The sequence below is a fragment of the Streptomyces sp. NBC_01352 genome, assembly GCF_036237295.1.
Lineage (GTDB): Bacteria > Actinomycetota > Actinomycetes > Streptomycetales > Streptomycetaceae > Streptomyces > Streptomyces plumbiresistens.
In genome coordinates this window covers 7,174,791-7,191,549 of the sequence record NZ_CP108354.1, presented here as the reverse complement: position 1 = coordinate 7,191,549, position 16,759 = coordinate 7,174,791, and the positions used below count along the sequence as shown (strand labels likewise).

Annotated in this window: 12 protein-coding genes; 4 read left to right on the top strand and 8 right to left on the bottom strand. The window is 69.5% G+C overall.

Annotated elements, in window-relative coordinates; all coding sequences use genetic code 11:
• The first annotated feature begins 52 nt into the window (after window positions 1-52).
• Both OG252_RS33375 and OG252_RS33370 read left to right on the top strand, forming a co-directional pair.
• On the top strand, window positions 53-4,183 hold the full coding sequence (locus tag OG252_RS33375; RefSeq protein ID WP_329340781.1) for a HAMP domain-containing protein: 4,131 nt from the start codon (window positions 53-55) through the stop codon (window positions 4,181-4,183).
• A 14-nt stretch (window positions 4,184-4,197) separates the two neighbouring features.
• A complete protein-coding gene (locus tag OG252_RS33370) occupies window positions 4,198-4,773 on the top strand; it encodes a response regulator (RefSeq protein WP_266439643.1) in 576 nt (191 codons plus the stop codon).
• An 88-nt stretch (window positions 4,774-4,861) separates the two neighbouring features.
• On the opposite strand, the gene OG252_RS33365 is transcribed toward OG252_RS33370, so the two are convergent.
• Both OG252_RS33365 and lepA read right to left on the bottom strand, forming a co-directional pair.
• Window positions 4,862-6,736 carry an AMP-dependent synthetase/ligase gene (locus OG252_RS33365; RefSeq protein ID WP_329340778.1) on the bottom strand — a complete coding sequence of 625 codons (1,875 nt, stop codon included), beginning with the start codon at window positions 6,734-6,736 and terminating at the stop codon, window positions 4,862-4,864.
• Window positions 6,737-6,948: 212 nt separating this feature from the next.
• Window positions 6,949-8,817: a translation elongation factor 4 gene (lepA, locus tag OG252_RS33360; RefSeq protein ID WP_266439641.1), complete on the bottom strand. Its 1,869-nt coding sequence runs from the start codon at window positions 8,815-8,817 to the stop codon at window positions 6,949-6,951.
• Between the two features lie 231 nt (window positions 8,818-9,048).
• Here lepA and rpsT point away from each other — a divergent pair, with 231 nt between their 5' ends.
• Window positions 9,049-9,315 (top strand): 30S ribosomal protein S20, encoded by a 267-nt coding sequence (gene rpsT, locus OG252_RS33355; RefSeq protein ID WP_266439639.1) that lies wholly within the window; start codon window positions 9,049-9,051, stop codon window positions 9,313-9,315.
• Window positions 9,316-9,516: 201 nt separating this feature from the next.
• Here the strand turns inward: rpsT and OG252_RS33350 are convergent, their stop codons facing one another.
• From OG252_RS33350 to OG252_RS33325, 6 genes are all read right to left on the bottom strand, one after another.
• Window positions 9,517-9,915: a nuclear transport factor 2 family protein gene (locus tag OG252_RS33350; protein ID WP_266439637.1), complete on the bottom strand. Its 399-nt coding sequence runs from the start codon at window positions 9,913-9,915 to the stop codon at window positions 9,517-9,519.
• A gap of 67 nt (window positions 9,916-9,982) precedes the next feature.
• The gene (gene holA, locus OG252_RS33345; protein ID WP_329340774.1) at window positions 9,983-10,972 is read right to left on the bottom strand and encodes a DNA polymerase III subunit delta; all 990 of its coding nucleotides are present in this window, start codon (window positions 10,970-10,972) and stop codon (window positions 9,983-9,985) included.
• Window positions 10,973-11,056: 84 nt separating this feature from the next.
• A complete protein-coding gene (locus OG252_RS33340; RefSeq protein WP_266439634.1) occupies window positions 11,057-11,302 on the bottom strand; it encodes a hypothetical protein in 246 nt (81 codons plus the stop codon).
• 37 nt (window positions 11,303-11,339) lie between these two features.
• Complete coding sequence (locus tag OG252_RS33335; protein WP_329340771.1) at window positions 11,340-12,221, bottom strand: YceI family protein; 882 nt, start codon at window positions 12,219-12,221, stop codon at window positions 11,340-11,342.
• Window positions 12,222-12,401: 180 nt separating this feature from the next.
• Window positions 12,402-13,256, bottom strand: a complete 855-nt coding sequence (locus tag OG252_RS33330; protein ID WP_329340769.1) for an arylamine N-acetyltransferase family protein — start codon at window positions 13,254-13,256, stop codon at window positions 12,402-12,404.
• A 4-nt stretch (window positions 13,257-13,260) separates the two neighbouring features.
• Window positions 13,261-16,086 (bottom strand): ComEC/Rec2 family competence protein, encoded by a 2,826-nt coding sequence (locus OG252_RS33325; protein WP_329340767.1) that lies wholly within the window; start codon window positions 16,084-16,086, stop codon window positions 13,261-13,263.
• Between the two features lie 146 nt (window positions 16,087-16,232).
• On the opposite strand from OG252_RS33325, the gene OG252_RS33320 reads away from it, so the two are divergent.
• Entirely contained in the window at window positions 16,233-16,697 is a 465-nt protein-coding gene (locus OG252_RS33320) for a hypothetical protein (protein WP_329340766.1), read from the top strand.
• Window positions 16,698-16,759: the final 62 nt, after the last annotated feature.

Genomic DNA, 16,759 nt, shown 5'->3' with positions numbered 1-16,759 from the left:
GAGTGACAGACTGGCCACGCCCATAAGCGCCGAGTTACCGAAGTGGGCCGCCATGAGTGAGAACAGTGCTACGCCTGTGCTCGAAGATGGGCACAAAGATGGCCTGATTCGAGCATCCGATCTGCGTCCGCTGCTCGCCGCGATGACCGCGGCCAGGGACGGTGACTTCACGAAGGTGCCGGAATCGGGCCACGGTCTGGTGGCCGAGGTGACGGCCGTCTTCAACCAGATCATGGACCGCAGCACGCACTTCAACACGGAAGTACAGCGTGTGAAGCGGGACCTGGTGCGGTACGGCCGGCTCGACGAACGCCTCTCGGCCAGCCCGGGACAGGGCGCCTGGACCTCCCGGGTCAACGACGTGAACCAGCTGCTCGACGCGCTCGTCGCCCCGGCTGCCAACGCGACGCGCGTCCTGGACGCGGTGGCCGGCGGCGATCTGACCCAGCGGGTCGATCTGCACGACGGCAGCAGGCAGTTGCGCGGCGATCTGCGGCGCCTCGGCCGTGCCGTGAACAAGATGGTGGACCAACTGTCCCTGTTCACGGGCGAGGTGACCCGGGTCGCGCGCGAGGTCGGCACCGAGGGGCGGCTCGGCGGGCGGGCCAAGGTGACGGGCCTGTCGGGGAGTTGGCGGGACGTGACCGAGGCGGTCAACACCATGGCGTCCCGGCTGACCGCCCAGGTCCGGGACATCGCCCTGGTGACCACGGCGGTGGCCCGCGGTGACCTGACCCGCACGGTCACCGTCGAGGCGACCGGCGAGCTGCTCGAACTGAAGCTGACCGTGAACACGATGGTCGACCAGCTCTCCGCCTTCGCCGACGAGGTCACCCGGGTGGCCCGCGAGGTCGGCACCGAGGGCCAGTTGGGCGGGCGCGCTCAGGTGCGGGGGGTCAGTGGCGTCTGGAAGGACCTCACCGACAACGTCAACTTCATGGCCTCGAACCTGACCTCACAGGTCCGGAACATCGCCCAGGTCACCACGGCCGTCGCCAACGGCGACCTGAGCCAGAAGATCACGGTCGCCGCCCAGGGCGAGATCCTGGAGCTGAAGTCGACGATCAACACGATGGTCGACCAGCTCTCCGCCTTCGCCGACGAGGTCACCCGCGTGGCCCGCGAGGTCGGCACCGAAGGCAACCTCGGCGGCCGGGCCCAGGTGCGGGGCGTCTCCGGCGTCTGGAAGGACCTCACCGACAACGTCAACTTCATGGCGGACAACCTGACGTCGCAGGTCCGCAACATCGCCCTCGTCTCCACCGCCGTGGCCCAGGGCGACCTCGGCAAGAAGATCACGGTCGAGGCGAAGGGCGAGATCCTGGAGCTGAAGTCGACGATCAACACGATGGTCGACCAGCTCTCCGCCTTCGCCGACGAGGTCACCCGCGTGGCCCGCGAGGTCGGCACCGAAGGCAACCTCGGCGGCCAGGCGCAGGTGCGGGGCGTGTCGGGGGTCTGGAAGGACCTCACCGACAACGTCAACTTCATGGCCCTGAACCTGACCTCACAGGTCCGGAACATCGCCCAGGTCACCACGGCCGTCGCGAACGGCGACCTGTCCAAGAAGATCACGGTCGACGCCCGCGGCGAGATCCTCGAACTCAAGGACACCGTCAACACGATGGTGGAGCAGCTGCGCGCCTTCGCCGACGAGGTGACCCGCGTGGCCCGCGAGGTCGGCACCGACGGCCGGCTCGGCGGACGCGCCCAGGTGCTGGGCGTCTCCGGGGTCTGGCGGGACCTGACCGACAACGTCAACTACATGGCCGACAACCTGACGTCGCAGGTGCGGAACATCGCCCAGGTGGCCACGGCCGTGGCGCAGGGCGACCTGTCGAAGAAGATCGACGTGGACGCCCGCGGCGAGATCCTCGAACTGAAGACCACCATCAACACGATGGTCGACACCCTGTCCTCCTTCTCCTCCGAGGTCACCCGGGTGGCCCGCGAGGTCGGCAGCGAGGGCCAACTCGGCGGCCAGGCCCGGGTGGAGGGCGTCTACGGCACCTGGAAGCGCCTGACGACGAACGTGAACGAACTCGCCCTCAACCTCACCACCCAGGTCCGCGCGATCGCCGAGGTGGCCTCGGCGGTGGCCCAGGGCGACATGTCCCGCTCGATCACCGTGGAGACGCAGGGCGAGGTCACCGAGCTCAAGGACAACATCAACCTGATGGTGGCCAACCTGCGCGAGACGACCCGGGCGAAGGACTGGCTGGAGTCGAACCTGGCCCGTCTGGCCGCCCTGATGCAGGGCCACCGGGACCTGATGGAGGTCGCCGACCTGATCCTGCGCGAGCTGACCCCGCTGGTGAACGCGCAGTACGGCGCGTTCTTCCTGGCCGACCCCGACGAGGACGGCACCTCTCTCCACACGGCCGTTCCGGCGAAGGGGCTCGCGTTCATCGCCGGGTACGGCTCGGCGCAGAGCGCGACCGTCGACACCGGCAGCATGCCGGTGCACGGTCTCGTCCGCCAGGCCGCGCGCGAGAAGAAGCGGATCCTGGTGGAGGAGGCCCCGCCGGACTACATCAAGATCAACAGTGGTCTCGGCGAGGCGGCCCCGGCGAGCGTCGTCATCATCCCGATCCTCTTCGAGGACAAGCTCCTCGGCGTGATCGAGCTGGCGTCCTTCTCCCGCTTCTCCGACGTCCACCTGGCCTTCTTCGACCAGTTCGTGAACACCATCGGCGTCGCCATCAACACCATCATCGCCAACTCCCGCACCGAGTCCCTGCTCGGCGAGTCCCAGCGCCTGGCCATGCAGCTCCAGGAACGCTCGGACGAACTCCAGAAGCAGCAGGCGGAGTTGCAGCGCTCGAACGCCGAACTGGAGGAGAAGGCCGCCCTGTTGGCCACCTCTTCCCAGTACAAGTCGGAGTTCCTGGCGAACATGTCCCACGAACTGCGCACCCCGCTGAACTCCCTGCTGATCCTGGCCCGGCTGCTGTCGGACAACCCGGACGGTCACCTCACCGACCAGGAAGTCCAGTTCGCGACGACGATCCACCGCTCCGGCTCGGACCTCCTGCAGCTGATCAACGACATCCTCGACCTGTCCAAGATCGAGGCGGGCAGGATGGACGTACGCCCGAAGAGGCTGCCGTTGATCAAACTGCTCGACTACGTCCACGCCACCTTCCGCCCGCTCACCCTGGACCGGGGGCTCGCCTTCGAGGTGACGGTCGGCGATGACGTGCCGCGCGAGATGTACTCGGACGAGCAGCGCCTCCAGCAGATCCTGCGCAACCTGCTCTCCAACGCGATCAAGTTCACCGCCACGGGCCGGGTCGAGCTGCGCGTGACCCGCGCGAAGGACCCCGAGCACCGGTACGTCCAGGGCAGCGACGAGGTGGTCGCCTTCGCGGTCTCCGACACCGGCATCGGCATCGCCCCCGAGAAACTCCCCGTGATCTTCGAGGCGTTCCAGCAGGCCGACGGCACGACCAACCGCAAGTACGGCGGCACCGGCCTGGGTCTGTCCATCAGCCGTGAGATCGCCGGCCTGCTGGGCGGCCGTATCGTCGCCGAGAGCGAGCCCGGCAAGGGCTCCACCTTCACCCTGTACGTCCCCGGCGTCAGCCCCGGCCACTCGGCGACCGGCCCGACCCCCGAGGACCGCCCCCTGGCGGTGTCGGACGAGCTGTCGAGCGAGCCCTACCCCACCGCCCACGAGGCGGACGACTCCTGGCCCACGCCCACCAAGCTGGAGGCCTGGACATCGGGGCGTGCGGGCCAGGTCCTGTCCGGGCGCCGGGTGTTGATCGTCGACGACGACATCCGCAACGTCTTCGCCCTCACCCATGTCCTGGGCCGCGTCGGCATGCCCGTCCTCTATGCGGAGAACGGGCGCGAGGGCATCGAGACGCTGGAACGCAACCCGGACGTCGAACTCGTCCTGATGGACATCATGATGCCGGAGATGGACGGCTACGAGACCATCTCCGCCATCCGCCGCGCCCCCCGCTGGACGGGCCTGCCCATCGTCGCGCTCACCGCGAAGGCGATGCCGGGAGACCGCGAGAAGTCCATCGCGCGGGGCGCCAACGACTACGTACCGAAGCCGGTGGACGTCGACCAGCTGCTGACCGTCGTCTGCGCACTCCTGGACCCCGAGAGCGCGGCCGACGACGAGCATGCCGAGGTCGAGGAGGCTGTGGTTCCGCCGGCCGACGACTGAATGAGGCCAGTCACATGAGCGCTGCGGCAACGACCGACCAGAGTGCCGGCATCCTCCTCGTCGACGACATGGAGGACAACCTGATCGCACTCGAGGCCGTCCTGGGATCCCTCAACGAACCGCTCGTCCGCGCCCGTTCCGGCGAGGAAGCGATGAAGGCACTCCTGCGACAGCGGTTCGCCCTCGTCCTCCTCGACGTACGCATGCCGGGCATGGACGGTTTCGAGACCGCCGCCAACATCAAACGCCTCGACCAGACCAAGGACGTCCCGATCATCTTCCTGACCGGCGCGGAGGAGGACCACGGCTACGCCTTCCGTGGCTACGCCACCGGAGCGGCCGACTACCTGACCAAGCCGTTCGACCCATGGGTCCTCCGCGCCAAGGTCACGGTGTTCCTGGACCTGCACCGCAAGAACCAGCAGCTGGAGCGGCTGCTGAGGCGGGAACAGGGCAGTTACGGCGAGGTGGGCGCGGGCCTGGCGGCCTTGGAGGCCCAGCTGGACGGGGACACCCCTTTGGACGTACCAGCACTGCGCGCGCAGGTGAGGGAGCTACGCCGACTGATAGCAAGCGGGAGCGCGAACTGACCTGCTTTTAGGGGCGCGGGGAACTGCGCGACAAGCCACAACGGACCGTCAGCCGCCAAGCAGTCCCCGCCACGCCTCCGCTTCCGCGCTACGCCTCCCGCGCCCCGGCGTACATCTCATCGATGAGGTGCTTGTACTCCCGCTCCACAACCGGCCGCTTCAGCTTCAGGCTCGGCGTGATCTCCCCGTGCTCGACATCGAGATCCCTCGGCAGCAACCGGAACTTCTTGATCGTCTGCCACCGCTGAAGCCCCTCGTTGAGCTGCTTCACGTACTCGTCGACCATCGAGACCGTGACCGGCGCGGCGACCACCTCCGCGTACGACTTGCCCTCCAGCCCGTTCTCCTTGGCCCAGTCCATGATCGAGACCTCGTCCAAGGCGATCAGCGCCGTGCAGAAGTTCCGGTCGGCCCCGTGGACCAGGATGTTGGACACGTACGGGCACACGGCCTTGAACTGCCCCTCGACCTCGGCGGGCGCGATGTACTTGCCGCCGGACGTCTTGATGAGGTCCTTCTTGCGGTCGGTGATCCGCAGGTACCCGTCGGGCGACAGCTCACCGATGTCACCGGTGTGGAACCAGCCGTCCGCCTCGAGGACCTCGGCGGTCTTCTCGGGCAGGCCGTGGTAGCCCTCCATGATGCCGGGACCGCGCAGCAGGATCTCGCCGTCGTCCGCGATCCGCACCTCCGTGCCGGGCAGCGGCTTGCCGACCGTGCCGGTGCGGTACGCCTCGCCGGGGTTCACGAAGGACGCGGCCGAGGACTCGGTGAGGCCGTAGCCCTCGAGGATGTGGATGCCGGCGCCGGAGAAGAAGTAGCCGATCTCGGGCGAGAGCGCGGCCGAGCCGGAGACACAGGCACGCAGGTTGCCGCCGAAGGCCTCGCGGATCTTGGCGTACACCAGCGCGTCCGCGACCTTGTGCTTGGCGGAGAGTCCGAAGGGCGCCGACGCCGTGCCGGTGCGCCGGAAGTTGTCCTGGGTGACCTTGGCGTACTCGCGGGCCAGCTCGGCGGCCCACTTGAAGATCTTGTACTTGGCGCCGCCGCCCGCCCGGGCCTTGGCGGCGACCCCGTTGTAGACCTTCTCGAAGATGCGCGGGACGGCCGCCATGTACGTCGGCTGGACGACCGGCAGGTTCTCGATGATCTTGTCGACGCGGCCGTCGACGGCGGTGACGTGCCCGACCTCGATCTGGCCCGAGGTGAGGACCTTGCCGAAGACGTGCGCGAGCGGCAGCCACAGGTACTGCACGTCGTCGGCGCTGATCAGCCCGGTCGCGGCGGTCGCCTTCGCCATGTACGACCAGTTGCCGTGCGGCAGGCGGACACCCTTGGGGCGGCCGGTGGTGCCGGAGGTGTAGATGAGGGTGGCGAGCTGGTCCTTGGTGATCGCGCCGACCTTCTCCTTGATCAGGTCGGGGTTCTTCTCCAGGTACGCGGCACCGCGCTGCTCCAGCTCGGCGAGCGTGAGCACCCAGTCGCCCGTCTCGACGCCGGCCGGGTCGATCACCACGACATGGGTGAGGTCGGGCAGCTCGGCGCGCTTCTCCCGCGCCTTGGCGAGCTGATCGGCGTTCTCCGCGAACAGGACCTTGCTGCCGGAGTCCGAGAGGATGAACGCGGACTCTTCGGCGTTGGTCTGCGGATAGATGGTGGTCGTGGCGGCGCCGGCGCACAGGATGCCCAGGTCCGCGAGGATCCACTCGACCCGCGTCGAGGAGGAGAGGGCGACCCGCTGCTCCGGCTGCACGCCGAGCTCGATCAGACCGGCGGCGATGGCGTACACCCGCTCGGCGGTCTGCCCCCAGCTCAGCGACTTCCAGTCGTCCGGCCCCTCACCGGAGGCCGGAGGCACTGGATAGCGGTATGCCTCGGCGTCCGGCGTGGCCGCCACGCGGTCCAGGAAGACGGCCGCCACACTCGGCGGACGGTTCTCGATCAGTGTCTGTGTGTCGCTCACGACATCCTCCGGGGCCCGCGGCTGTGCGGCTGGCTCATTGCGGCTGTTGTTTAACTCACGAGTAACTACCGAGCAGGGATCAGAGTAAAGCGCGACCGGCCGGTGCGTAAGAGGCGGCGGCCTGTCATTTCATACAGAGAGCGACGCTACTTACGCGTAGGGGCTCACCGCGCCGACACGCGGTGAGCCCCTATTTTCGCCGTAAACGTCGGCTACTTCTTGCCCTTGCCGGATCCCGCGTTCTCGTCGCTGGACAGCACGGCGATGAAGGCCTCCTGCGGAACCTCCACTGAGCCCACCATCTTCATCCGCTTCTTGCCCTCCTTCTGCTTCTCCAGCAGCTTCCGCTTGCGGGAGATGTCACCGCCGTAGCACTTGGCGAGGACGTCCTTGCGGATGGCGCGGATGGTCTCGCGGGCGATGACCCGGGAGCCGATGGCGGCCTGGATGGGGATCTCGAAGGCCTGGCGCGGGATCAGCTCGCGCAGCTTGGCGACGAGCCGTACGCCGTACGCGTAGGCGGCGTCCTTGTGGGTGACGGCGGAGAAGGCGTCGACGCGGTCGCCGTGCAGCAGGATGTCGACCTTCACCAGCTGGGCGTCCTGCTCGCCGGTGGGCTCGTAGTCCAGGGAGGCGTACCCGCGGGTCTTGGACTTCAGCTGGTCGAAGAAGTCGAAGACGATCTCGGCGAGGGGGAGCGTGTAGCGGATCTCGACGCGGTCCTCGGAGAGGTAGTCCATGCCGAGGAGGGTGCCGCGGCGGGTCTGGCAGAGCTCCATGATCGAGCCGATGAACTCGCTGGGAGCGAGGATCGTGGCCCTCACGACCGGCTCGAAGACCTTGTCGATCTTGCCCTCGGGGAACTCGCTCGGGTTGGTGACCGTGTGCTCCTTCCCGTCCTCCATGATCACGCGGTAGACCACGTTGGGCGCGGTGGCGATGAGTTCGAGGTTGAACTCGCGCTCCAGGCGCTCACGGATGACGTCGAGGTGCAGCAGGCCGAGGAAGCCGACGCGGAAGCCGAAGCCGAGGGCCGCGGAGGTCTCCGGCTCGTAGACCAGGGCGGCGTCGTTGAGCTGGAGCTTGTCCAGGGCCTCGCGCAGGTCCGGGTAGTCCGAGCCGTCCAGCGGATAGAGGCCGGAGAAGACCATCGGCTTGGGGTCCTTGTACCCGCCGAGGGCCTCGGTGGCGCCCTTGTCCTTGCTGGTGATGGTGTCACCGACCTTGGACTGACGGACGTCCTTCACGCCGGTGATGATGTAGCCCACCTCGCCGACGCCGATGCCGTCGGCCGGCGTCATCTCGGGGGAAGAGACGCCGATCTCCAGCAGCTCGTGGGTGGCGCCGGTCGACATCATCTTGATGCGCTCGCGCTTGTTGAGCTGGCCGTCGATGACACGGACGTAGGTGACCACGCCCCGGTAGGAGTCGTAGACCGAGTCGAAGATCATCGCGCGGGCGGGGGCGTCCTTGACGCCGACCGGGGCCGGGACGTCGCGGACCACCCGGTCCAGAAGCGCGTCCACGCCGATGCCGGTCTTCGCCGAGACCTTGAGCACGTCGTCGGGGTCGCAACCGATGAGGTTGGCGAGCTCCTCGGAGAACTTCTCCGGCTGCGCGGCCGGCAGGTCGATCTTGTTCAGTACGGGGATGATCTTGAGGTCGTTCTCCATCGCCAGGTAGAGGTTGGCGAGGGTCTGGGCCTCGATGCCCTGGGCGGCGTCGACGAGGAGCACGGTGCCCTCGCAGGCCGCGAGCGACCGCGAGACCTCGTAGGTGAAGTCGACGTGCCCCGGGGTGTCGATCATGTTGAGGATGTGCGTGTTGGTCTTGTCATGGGTGGGAGCCCACGGCAGACGCACGGCCTGTGACTTGATCGTGATGCCGCGCTCACGCTCGATGTCCATGCGGTCGAGGTACTGAGCACGCATCTGCCGTTGCTCCACCACACCGGTCAGCTGGAGCATCCGGTCGGCGAGCGTGGACTTGCCGTGGTCGATGTGCGCGATGATGCAAAAGTTGCGGAGCAGTGCCGGGTCGGTACGGCTCGGCTCGGGCACATGGCTGGGGATCGCGGGCACGCAGGGTCCTGATTCTTGAGGCGTCCGCAGTGTCTGCGGTCTCGGGTCGGATCGATACGTAGCCTCCATGGTCCCACGGGCGGGGACCGGCGACCGGTTTGGGCCACTCGGTAGCCCGCTGGTAGTCTGGGTGGCTGTGTCTCCTGCCCTCTCAGCACGAGACACGACTTCTGGAAAATCATCGGTACGGGACCCGTGAGGACCCGTGCCTGAACCTGTAGAGGCTCATTCGTGGCGAACATCAAGTCCCAGATCAAGCGGATCAAGACCAACGAGAAGGCCCGGCTGCGCAACAAGGCCGTCAAGTCCTCCCTGAAGACCGCGATCCGCAAGGCCCGCGAGGCCGCTGCCGCGGGTGACGCCGCGAAGGCCACCGAGTACCAGCGCGCGGCTGCGCGTCAGCTCGACAAGGCCGTCTCCAAGGGCGTCATCCACAAGAACCAGGCCGCCAACAAGAAGTCGGCGCTGGCGTCGAAGGTCGCGGCCCTCAAGGGCTGACATCTTCATCTTGATCTGACCGCCGGAGGGAATCGAGCGGGCCCTCTCTCATCCGCTCCCGTCCGGCATCCCGAGTCTGTACGCGGCCTGCGTTCGCCACGCGGGTACGGACTCACCTTGCTTTGCACCGAAGGCCCCGCCGCTGCCCTTCCCCAGGGCAGACGGCGGGGCCTTCGGCATGCCTGCGCGGCCCGCCGACCGTCACGACCAGAAGGCGTTGCCCTTCTCGATGTCCTCGACGCACTCGTCGAGGTCGGTGATCTTGTCTCCGACGATCCGGAAGACGATGCCCCCGCTCTCGTCGATGTGCTTGTCGCCCCGGTCGGCTGTGAAGCGGTGCACGGAGACGGCGTGCCCGCGGCCGTCGACGAACACGTTGAGCAGCTCTACGCGGAACGAACCGCCCGTCTCCGAGAAGAGCCGGCCGTAGTACCCGTCGAAGATCGAGTCGACTCCCTTGAAGTCACCCGAGAGCGGGTGGGAGCCGGGTACATGGTGCGTGGCGTCCCCGGTCATCAGGCCGCGCAGAGTGTCCATGTCCCCGCGCTGGAAGGCTTCGTAGCCCTTGCGGACGAGCGCTGCGTGCGGGTGTTCAGCCATGGTGATCGCCACCTTTCCGTGTTCGGCGACATACGGCTGATACGCACGATTCTCCTCCCCGGAGGGCCTATCCGCGCCCCCGGGACCGCGCCGCCCGCGCGATCGCCACGACCGCCTTCTCCAGGGCGTACTCGGGGTCGTCACCGCCGCCCTTCACGCCGGCGTCGGCCTCGGCCACGGCCCGCAGCGCGTAGGCCACCCCGTCCGGCGTCCAGCCACGCATCTGCTGCCGTACCCGGTCGATCTTCCAGGGCGGCATGCCCAGCTCGCGCGCGAGATCGGCCGGACGTCCCCCTCGCGCGGAGGACAGCTTGCCGATGGCCCGTACGCCCTGCGCCAGCGCGCTGGTGATCAGCACCGGCGCGACCCCCGTCGCCAGCGACCACCGGAGCGCCTCCAGCGCCTCGGCGGCCCGCCCCTCCACCGCCCGGTCGGCGACGGTGAAGCTCGACGCCTCGGCCCGCCCGGTGTAGTACCGCCCGACGACGGCCTCGTCGATGGTCCCCTCGACATCGGCGACCAGCTGGGACACGGCGGACGCCAGCTCCCGCAGGTCACTGCCGATCGAGTCCACGAGCGCCTGACAGGCCTCGGGCGTCGCGGACCGCCCGGTCGCCCGGAACTCGCCTCGCACGAACGCCAGCCGGTCCGCCGGCTTGGTCATCTTCGGGCACGCCACCTCCCGGGCCCCCGCCTTGCGCGCGGCATCCAGCAGCGACTTGCCCTTGGCCCCACCCGCGTGCAGCAGCACGAGCGTGATCTCCTCGGCGGGCGCCCCGAGATACGCCTTCACGTCCTTGACCGTGTCCGCCGACAGATCCTGCGCGTTGCGCACGACGACGACCTTGCGCTCCGCGAAGAGCGACGGACTGGTCAACTCGGCAAGCGTCCCGGGCTGCAACTGGTCCGAGGTCAGGTCACGTACGTCCGTGTCGGCGTCGGAGGCCCGGGCGGCGGCCACCACGTCCCGCACGGCACGGTCGAGCAGGAGGTCCTCCTGGCCCACGGCAAGAGTCAGTGGGGCGAGAGGGTCGTCATTCGCAGTCTTCCTGGACATTGCGCCAAGCATGGCACGCGCCACTGACAACGGGTGCCGGGTGCCGGTGCTGGGCTCGGGCGGCATCACCAGCGGCCGGCCGGGCTACGGCTCCTCCCGCCACCCTTCCCACTCGCCGGCGAACTCGTCCAGCTCCCGGGGATCCAGCCGCTGCGCCTCGTCGCGCAGCACGACGAGCCACTGGGCGTCCTCGGCATCGTCCTCACCGGCCAGCGCGTCCCGTACCAGCCGCGGTTCCTCGTCGACCCCGAACCGGTCCGCGAGCGCCTGTGCCACCTCTTCCGCGGCGTCACGGTCGGGCAGCACCAGCACATGTCTCACATCGCTCACGAAGCCATTGTCCGGTACCCCACCCGGGCCGACCGGCTCACCCCTTGCGCACGACCTGTACGTCGAGGTCGATCCGGATGCTGGGCCCGACGACCGCGATTCCGCGCGCCAGCATCGTCTGCCAGCTCACCGTGAAGTCGTCCCGGCGCAACTCGGTCGTGGCCCGGCAGGCCGCCCGCACCTCGCCCTCCATGCCGTTGCCGAGCCCGAGGTACTCCGTGTCGAGGGTGACCGTGCGCGTCACCCCGTGCAACGACAGCGCGCCCGTGATCGCCCACCGGTTGCCGCCCTTGTGTACGAACCGGTCGCTGTAGAACTCCAGCGTCGGGAAGCGCTGTACGTCGAGGAAGTCGTCCGACCGCAGATGGTCGTCGCGCATCCTGACGTTCGTGTCGATGGACGCCGCGTCGATCACCACATGCATCGCCGAGTGCTCCATCTGGTCGGCGATCCGTATGACCCCCGCGAAGGAGTTGAACCGCCCGTGGATCCGGGCCAGCCCGATGTGCCGCGCGGTGAAGGCGATCGAGGAATGCGTCGGCTCGATCTCCCAGTCCCCCGGCGACGGCAGCTCGGGCGGCCGGGCCACCTGGAGGGTCACGTCACCGAGCGAGGCGAGCGCGTTCTCCCCGACCACGGCGGTCGCCCGGTACGGCGTGTACCCCTCGGCCGAGACCGCGAGCCGGTACTCACCCGCCGGCACCGTCGTCATGAACGACCCGAAGGGATCCATACCCCCGACGACCACCTTGCGGCCCGCGACGTCGGTGACCGCGAACTCGGCGTGAACCACCGGCTCGTTGACCGGGTCGAGTACCCGGCAGCTGAGCACCCCGGCGCTCGGCGGTGTCCGCACCGCCGCCAGGGGACTCGTCCGCTGCGTCCGGTTCGTTCGGCTTCCCAGCCAGCGACCGATCATCTTCGACACCCCTGCACGCCTCGACATCACTGCTGCCGAAGACGCATTCGACCACCGATGAGGCTTTCGAGGCAACACAAGGTCACATCATGGGAAACCAGCACATGTGCCGGATCTAAAGCGGGAGTCAAAACACGAGTGGCCCGAGTGGCCTCGTATGGTGACCTCGTGTGGTCCGAATCAGCCGTGCGGGTGGGGATCTCGCACAGTCGGCACACTGTCGAGCTCGATCCCGAACCGCTCCCGGTACACCGCCAGCACCTCCTCTTCCGAGTCCAGCTCGCGCTCCTCCCGCGTCCCGTCGGCAGCCGTCGTCTTGAAAGTGCGGCCACTGAGTGTGATCCGTCCTCCGTCCTCCGTCACCCGCGAGCAGACCAGCGACTGCGTGAAGTGCGAGACCGGCGAGGTGCAGTGCCACCAGGCCCCGGCCACGAAGTCACCGAGCACCCGCGGCCGCGGCTCCAGGCGGTACTGAGGCCTGCCGTTCACGACGACGTCCAGGTCCGCCGCCCCCACCGCCCCCGCCCCGGCCGCCTCCGGTCCCGCCTCGGCGATCCGGAACGTGCCGCCGGGATCCTTCTGCTCCCCTCGCTCCCGGAACGCCAGCGGATAGTGACTGTGCGCCCCGAACCCGACGTCGGCCAGCCACTCATCCCCGTCCACCGTCCGCACCCGCAGCGCGAGATGGTCGTACGGAATCCCGAGCCGCCCCTCCTCCCCGTACACCCGCCCCGCGAGCAGCGTGACGTCGAATCCGAGCGCGGTGAGCAACGCCCCGAACGCGCCGTTGAGTTCGTAACAGAACCCGCCTCTCCGCGAGCCCACCACCTTGTCCAGCAGCCGTTCCTCCTCGAGCACGATCTCCTCCCCGAGGTGGATCGACAGGTTCTCGAAGGGCACGGTCTGCAGGTGACGCAGATGCAGACCGCGCAGCACCTCGAGGGTGGCGCCCGGGGCGCTGCCCGCGGCCGTGGGCCACTCGGACGGCTCGACTCCCAGACGGCGGAGGTAGGCATCGACCTGTGTGGAATCCATGGCCTCAGTCTCGCCCCACCCAAAGTTCCCCGCCGCCCATACGGCCGCTCATACCGCCGCCCGTACCGGCGACCGCGAGCGCCCCGTCCCGGTCGGTCCGCAGCACCACCGCACCCCCGGCCCGCAGCGCGGCGACCGTACTCGGAGCCGGGTGCCCATACGGGTTGTCGGCGCCGCAGGAAATGAGCGCCAGCCGCGGTGCCACCCGGCGTATCAGCTCCGGGTCCTGGTAGGCCGAGCCGTGGTGGGCGACCTTGAGCACATCCACCCCGCCCAGCCGCGCACCTGCAGGCGACCGCAACAGCGCCTGCTGCGCCGGTGGTTCGAGATCCCCGAGCAGCAGGAACCGCAGCCCGGCCGACCTGACGAGCAAGGCGACACTCGCGTCGTTCGGCCCCTCCGGCTCCGGTGCCGGGCGCGGCGGCGGCCACAGCACCTCCCAGGACAGTGCCCCGGTACGCCGCTGCTCACCGGCCATGCCACGCGTCACGGGAATCCGCCGCGCCGTCGCCTCCCTCCGTACGAACTCGGCCTGGTCCACCGGCTCTTCGTAGGCCGTCGTCTCGATCGCCCCGACCGACCGCCCGCGCAGCACGCCGGGCAGCCCCGCCACATGGTCGGCGTGGAAGTGGGTCAGCACGACCAGCGGGATCCTGGTGATGCCGAGCGTGCGCAGGCAGTGGTCGACGAGCGCGGGATCGGGCCCCGCGTCCACGACCACACCCGTGCCCTCGCCCGCCGCGAGCACCGTCGCGTCGCCCTGCCCCACGTCGCACATAGCCATCCGCCATCCCGGTGGCGGCCAGCCCGTGATCACCCTGGTCAGCGGCGGCGGCTGCACGACCGCCAGCAGAGCCAGCAGCCCGCAGGCAGCGCACAACCAGGGATGTCCCAGCAGCCGCCGGCCGACGAGCAGGACGACCACGGTGACGAGAAGAAGCAGCGCCGCCCCGGCCCAGGTGTCCGGCCAGTCCACTCCCCCACCGGGCAGCGACGCCCCGGTACGCGCGATCTCCGCGATCCACTCCGCGGGCCAACTCGCGCACCACGCCAGTCCCTTGGCCACCGGCATCACCACGGGTGCCGTCGCAAGCGCCGCGAAGCCCAGCACCGTGGCCGGTGCCACGGCGAACTCCACAAGGAGGTTGCACGGCACCGCCACCAGACTCACCCGCGCCGACAGCACCGCGACGACCGGCGCGCACAAGGCCTGTGCGGCAGCCGCGGCCGCCAGCGCCTCGGCCAGTCGCGGCGGAACCCGGCGCCGTCGCAGCGCGAGGCTCCAGCGCGGCGCCAGCGTGAGCAGGGCACCGGTCGCCAGGACGGAGAGGAGGAAGCCGTAACTCCTGGCCAGCCACGGGTCGTACAGCACCAGCAGCAGAACGGCCGTCGCCAGCGCCGGGATCAGCGACCTTCGCCGCCCGGTCGCGAGCGCGAGCAGCGCGACGGCTCCACAGGCCGCGGCCCGCAGCACGCTCGGGTCCGGCCGGCACACGACGACGAACGCAAGGGTGAGCACCCCGCCGAGCAGCGCGGTCGTCCGGAGCGAGATGCCCAGGCGGGGCGCGAGTCCGCGGCGTTCTGCGAGCTGGGCCAGCCCGGGCGGGCCGATGAGCAGGGCGAGGATGATCGTGAGGTTGCTCCCGGACACGGCCAGGGTGTGCGCGAGGTCGGTCTCCTTGAAGGCCTCGTCCAGTTCCGGAGTGATCCGTGCGGTGTCCCCGACGACCAGCCCGGGCAGCAGGGCCCGCGCGTCCGCCGACAGCCCGTCGGTGGCCTCCCGCAGCCCCGCGCGCAGCCGGCCCGCGAAGCGCTGCGCCGCCGACGGCTCCTCCACCACCTCCGGCGCGGCCCGACCCCGCACCCGCAGCACGGCCGCGAACCGGTCGCCGCTCACTGCGGCGGGCGCCAGCCGCGCGGTCACCCGCAGCCGCGTGGACGGCAACAGCCCTAGCCAGGGCGACCGGCCCGGCCCGTCCGGGGAAGCCTGCGCCCCCTCGCCATCGGGCCGTGATCCGGCCGACGTGCCGTCGAGCGGCGCCCCGGAGAGCCGCGACCCCGACGCCCCGACGACAGCTCGGCCGACCCTTGAACCCACGTCGACGATCAGCAACACCGGCGTACGTGTCGCCACCGGCGCCCCGCGCACCGCCTCCACGCGCCGCACCTCGGCGTTGATCAGTACGGAGACCGGCGCCGCGTGGTTCCCCCTGATCCGGGGCCGGGTGAGCCGCGGATCCGAGGTCACCTCGACCTCGGCGGTCACGGTCGCGTACTCCCGTGCCAACTCAGGCACCGGGCCCCGCCGCAGATCGGCCCCATGAAGTCCGGCCGACACGGCGGCCGCCCCGACACACAACAGCACGGCGGCAGCGGAGGCGCGCGGCCAGGCGACGCGGACGCGCACGGTCCGGACCCGCGCCCACAACGACACGAGGAGTACACCTGCCACGACGAGACACACCACCGCAAGGCCGGTGACCCACCGCGGTGAGGCGTCCAGCATCAGCGCGGCCGTCGCCCAGGCCGCGAGCGCGGGCGGTACGAGACGTAGATCCGTCGGTCCTTCCTGCCGGGGGTGGGGGTCGCCGAGCCGTCTGCCGGAGGCCTCGTGAACGGCGAGGGGGGAGCGGGGGCCAGGATCGGGGTCGGGGTCGGGGTCGGGGTCGGGGCTGGGGTCGAGATCGGAGCCAAAGCCGAGATCAGAGCCAGGACCGGGATGGGAGATAAGACCGGGATCGGAGACAAGGTCGAGGTCGGAGCCAGGGCCGACGTCAGCGCCAGGGCCGAGGGTGTCGTCCTCGAGCGGCTCATCGGGCGTGTGCCTCATGGCCGTACGAGATTCCGCAGGTCGGCGAAACGGCGGTCGCCGAGAGTTAGATGGGTATCTAGCAAAGACGCAAAGCGGCCCCCGGAAGGTGTCTCACCACCGACCGAGGGCCTGACGGAACTACCTGACATCACCAGGAGCCCGCTGTGCTGCAGTTTCTCACGTCCCCTCGTACCGCCCGCAACGTCCGTGGCCTGCTCGGCACTGTCGCCGCCGCAGTCCGCTCCGTCATCGCCCCGGCCGCGCTCGTCGAGCAGCTGGCCGACAAGGAGCCCGCCACCGCCCCGGACCCGGCCGGCCTGTACGAGGCCAGCGAGATTCCCGCCGTCGAGACGATCGAGGCCGCTGCCCGCGAGTACGAGCGCGCCGTCGACCAGGCCCGCCGCGCCGACCGCGGCAAGCGCGCAGCGAAGAAGGTTCTCGACCGACTCCCGTCCGGCATCTACGGCACGTGGCGCGTCTTCCGCACCCCGTCCAGCCGTCAGACCCCGGACCTTGCGGAGATCACGGCGACGTACAAGCGCCTCGGTCTCGGCCCGGTCCCGATGAAGGCGTGCGCTCCGTCCCTCAAGGTCGAGGCCGTCGAGCAGCCCGCCCTCGTCGTCGCCTGAGCGACCCCCAGACCACCGTTCCACCGGCCTCCGCACAAGCGGACGGCCCCGGCAGGAGCTCG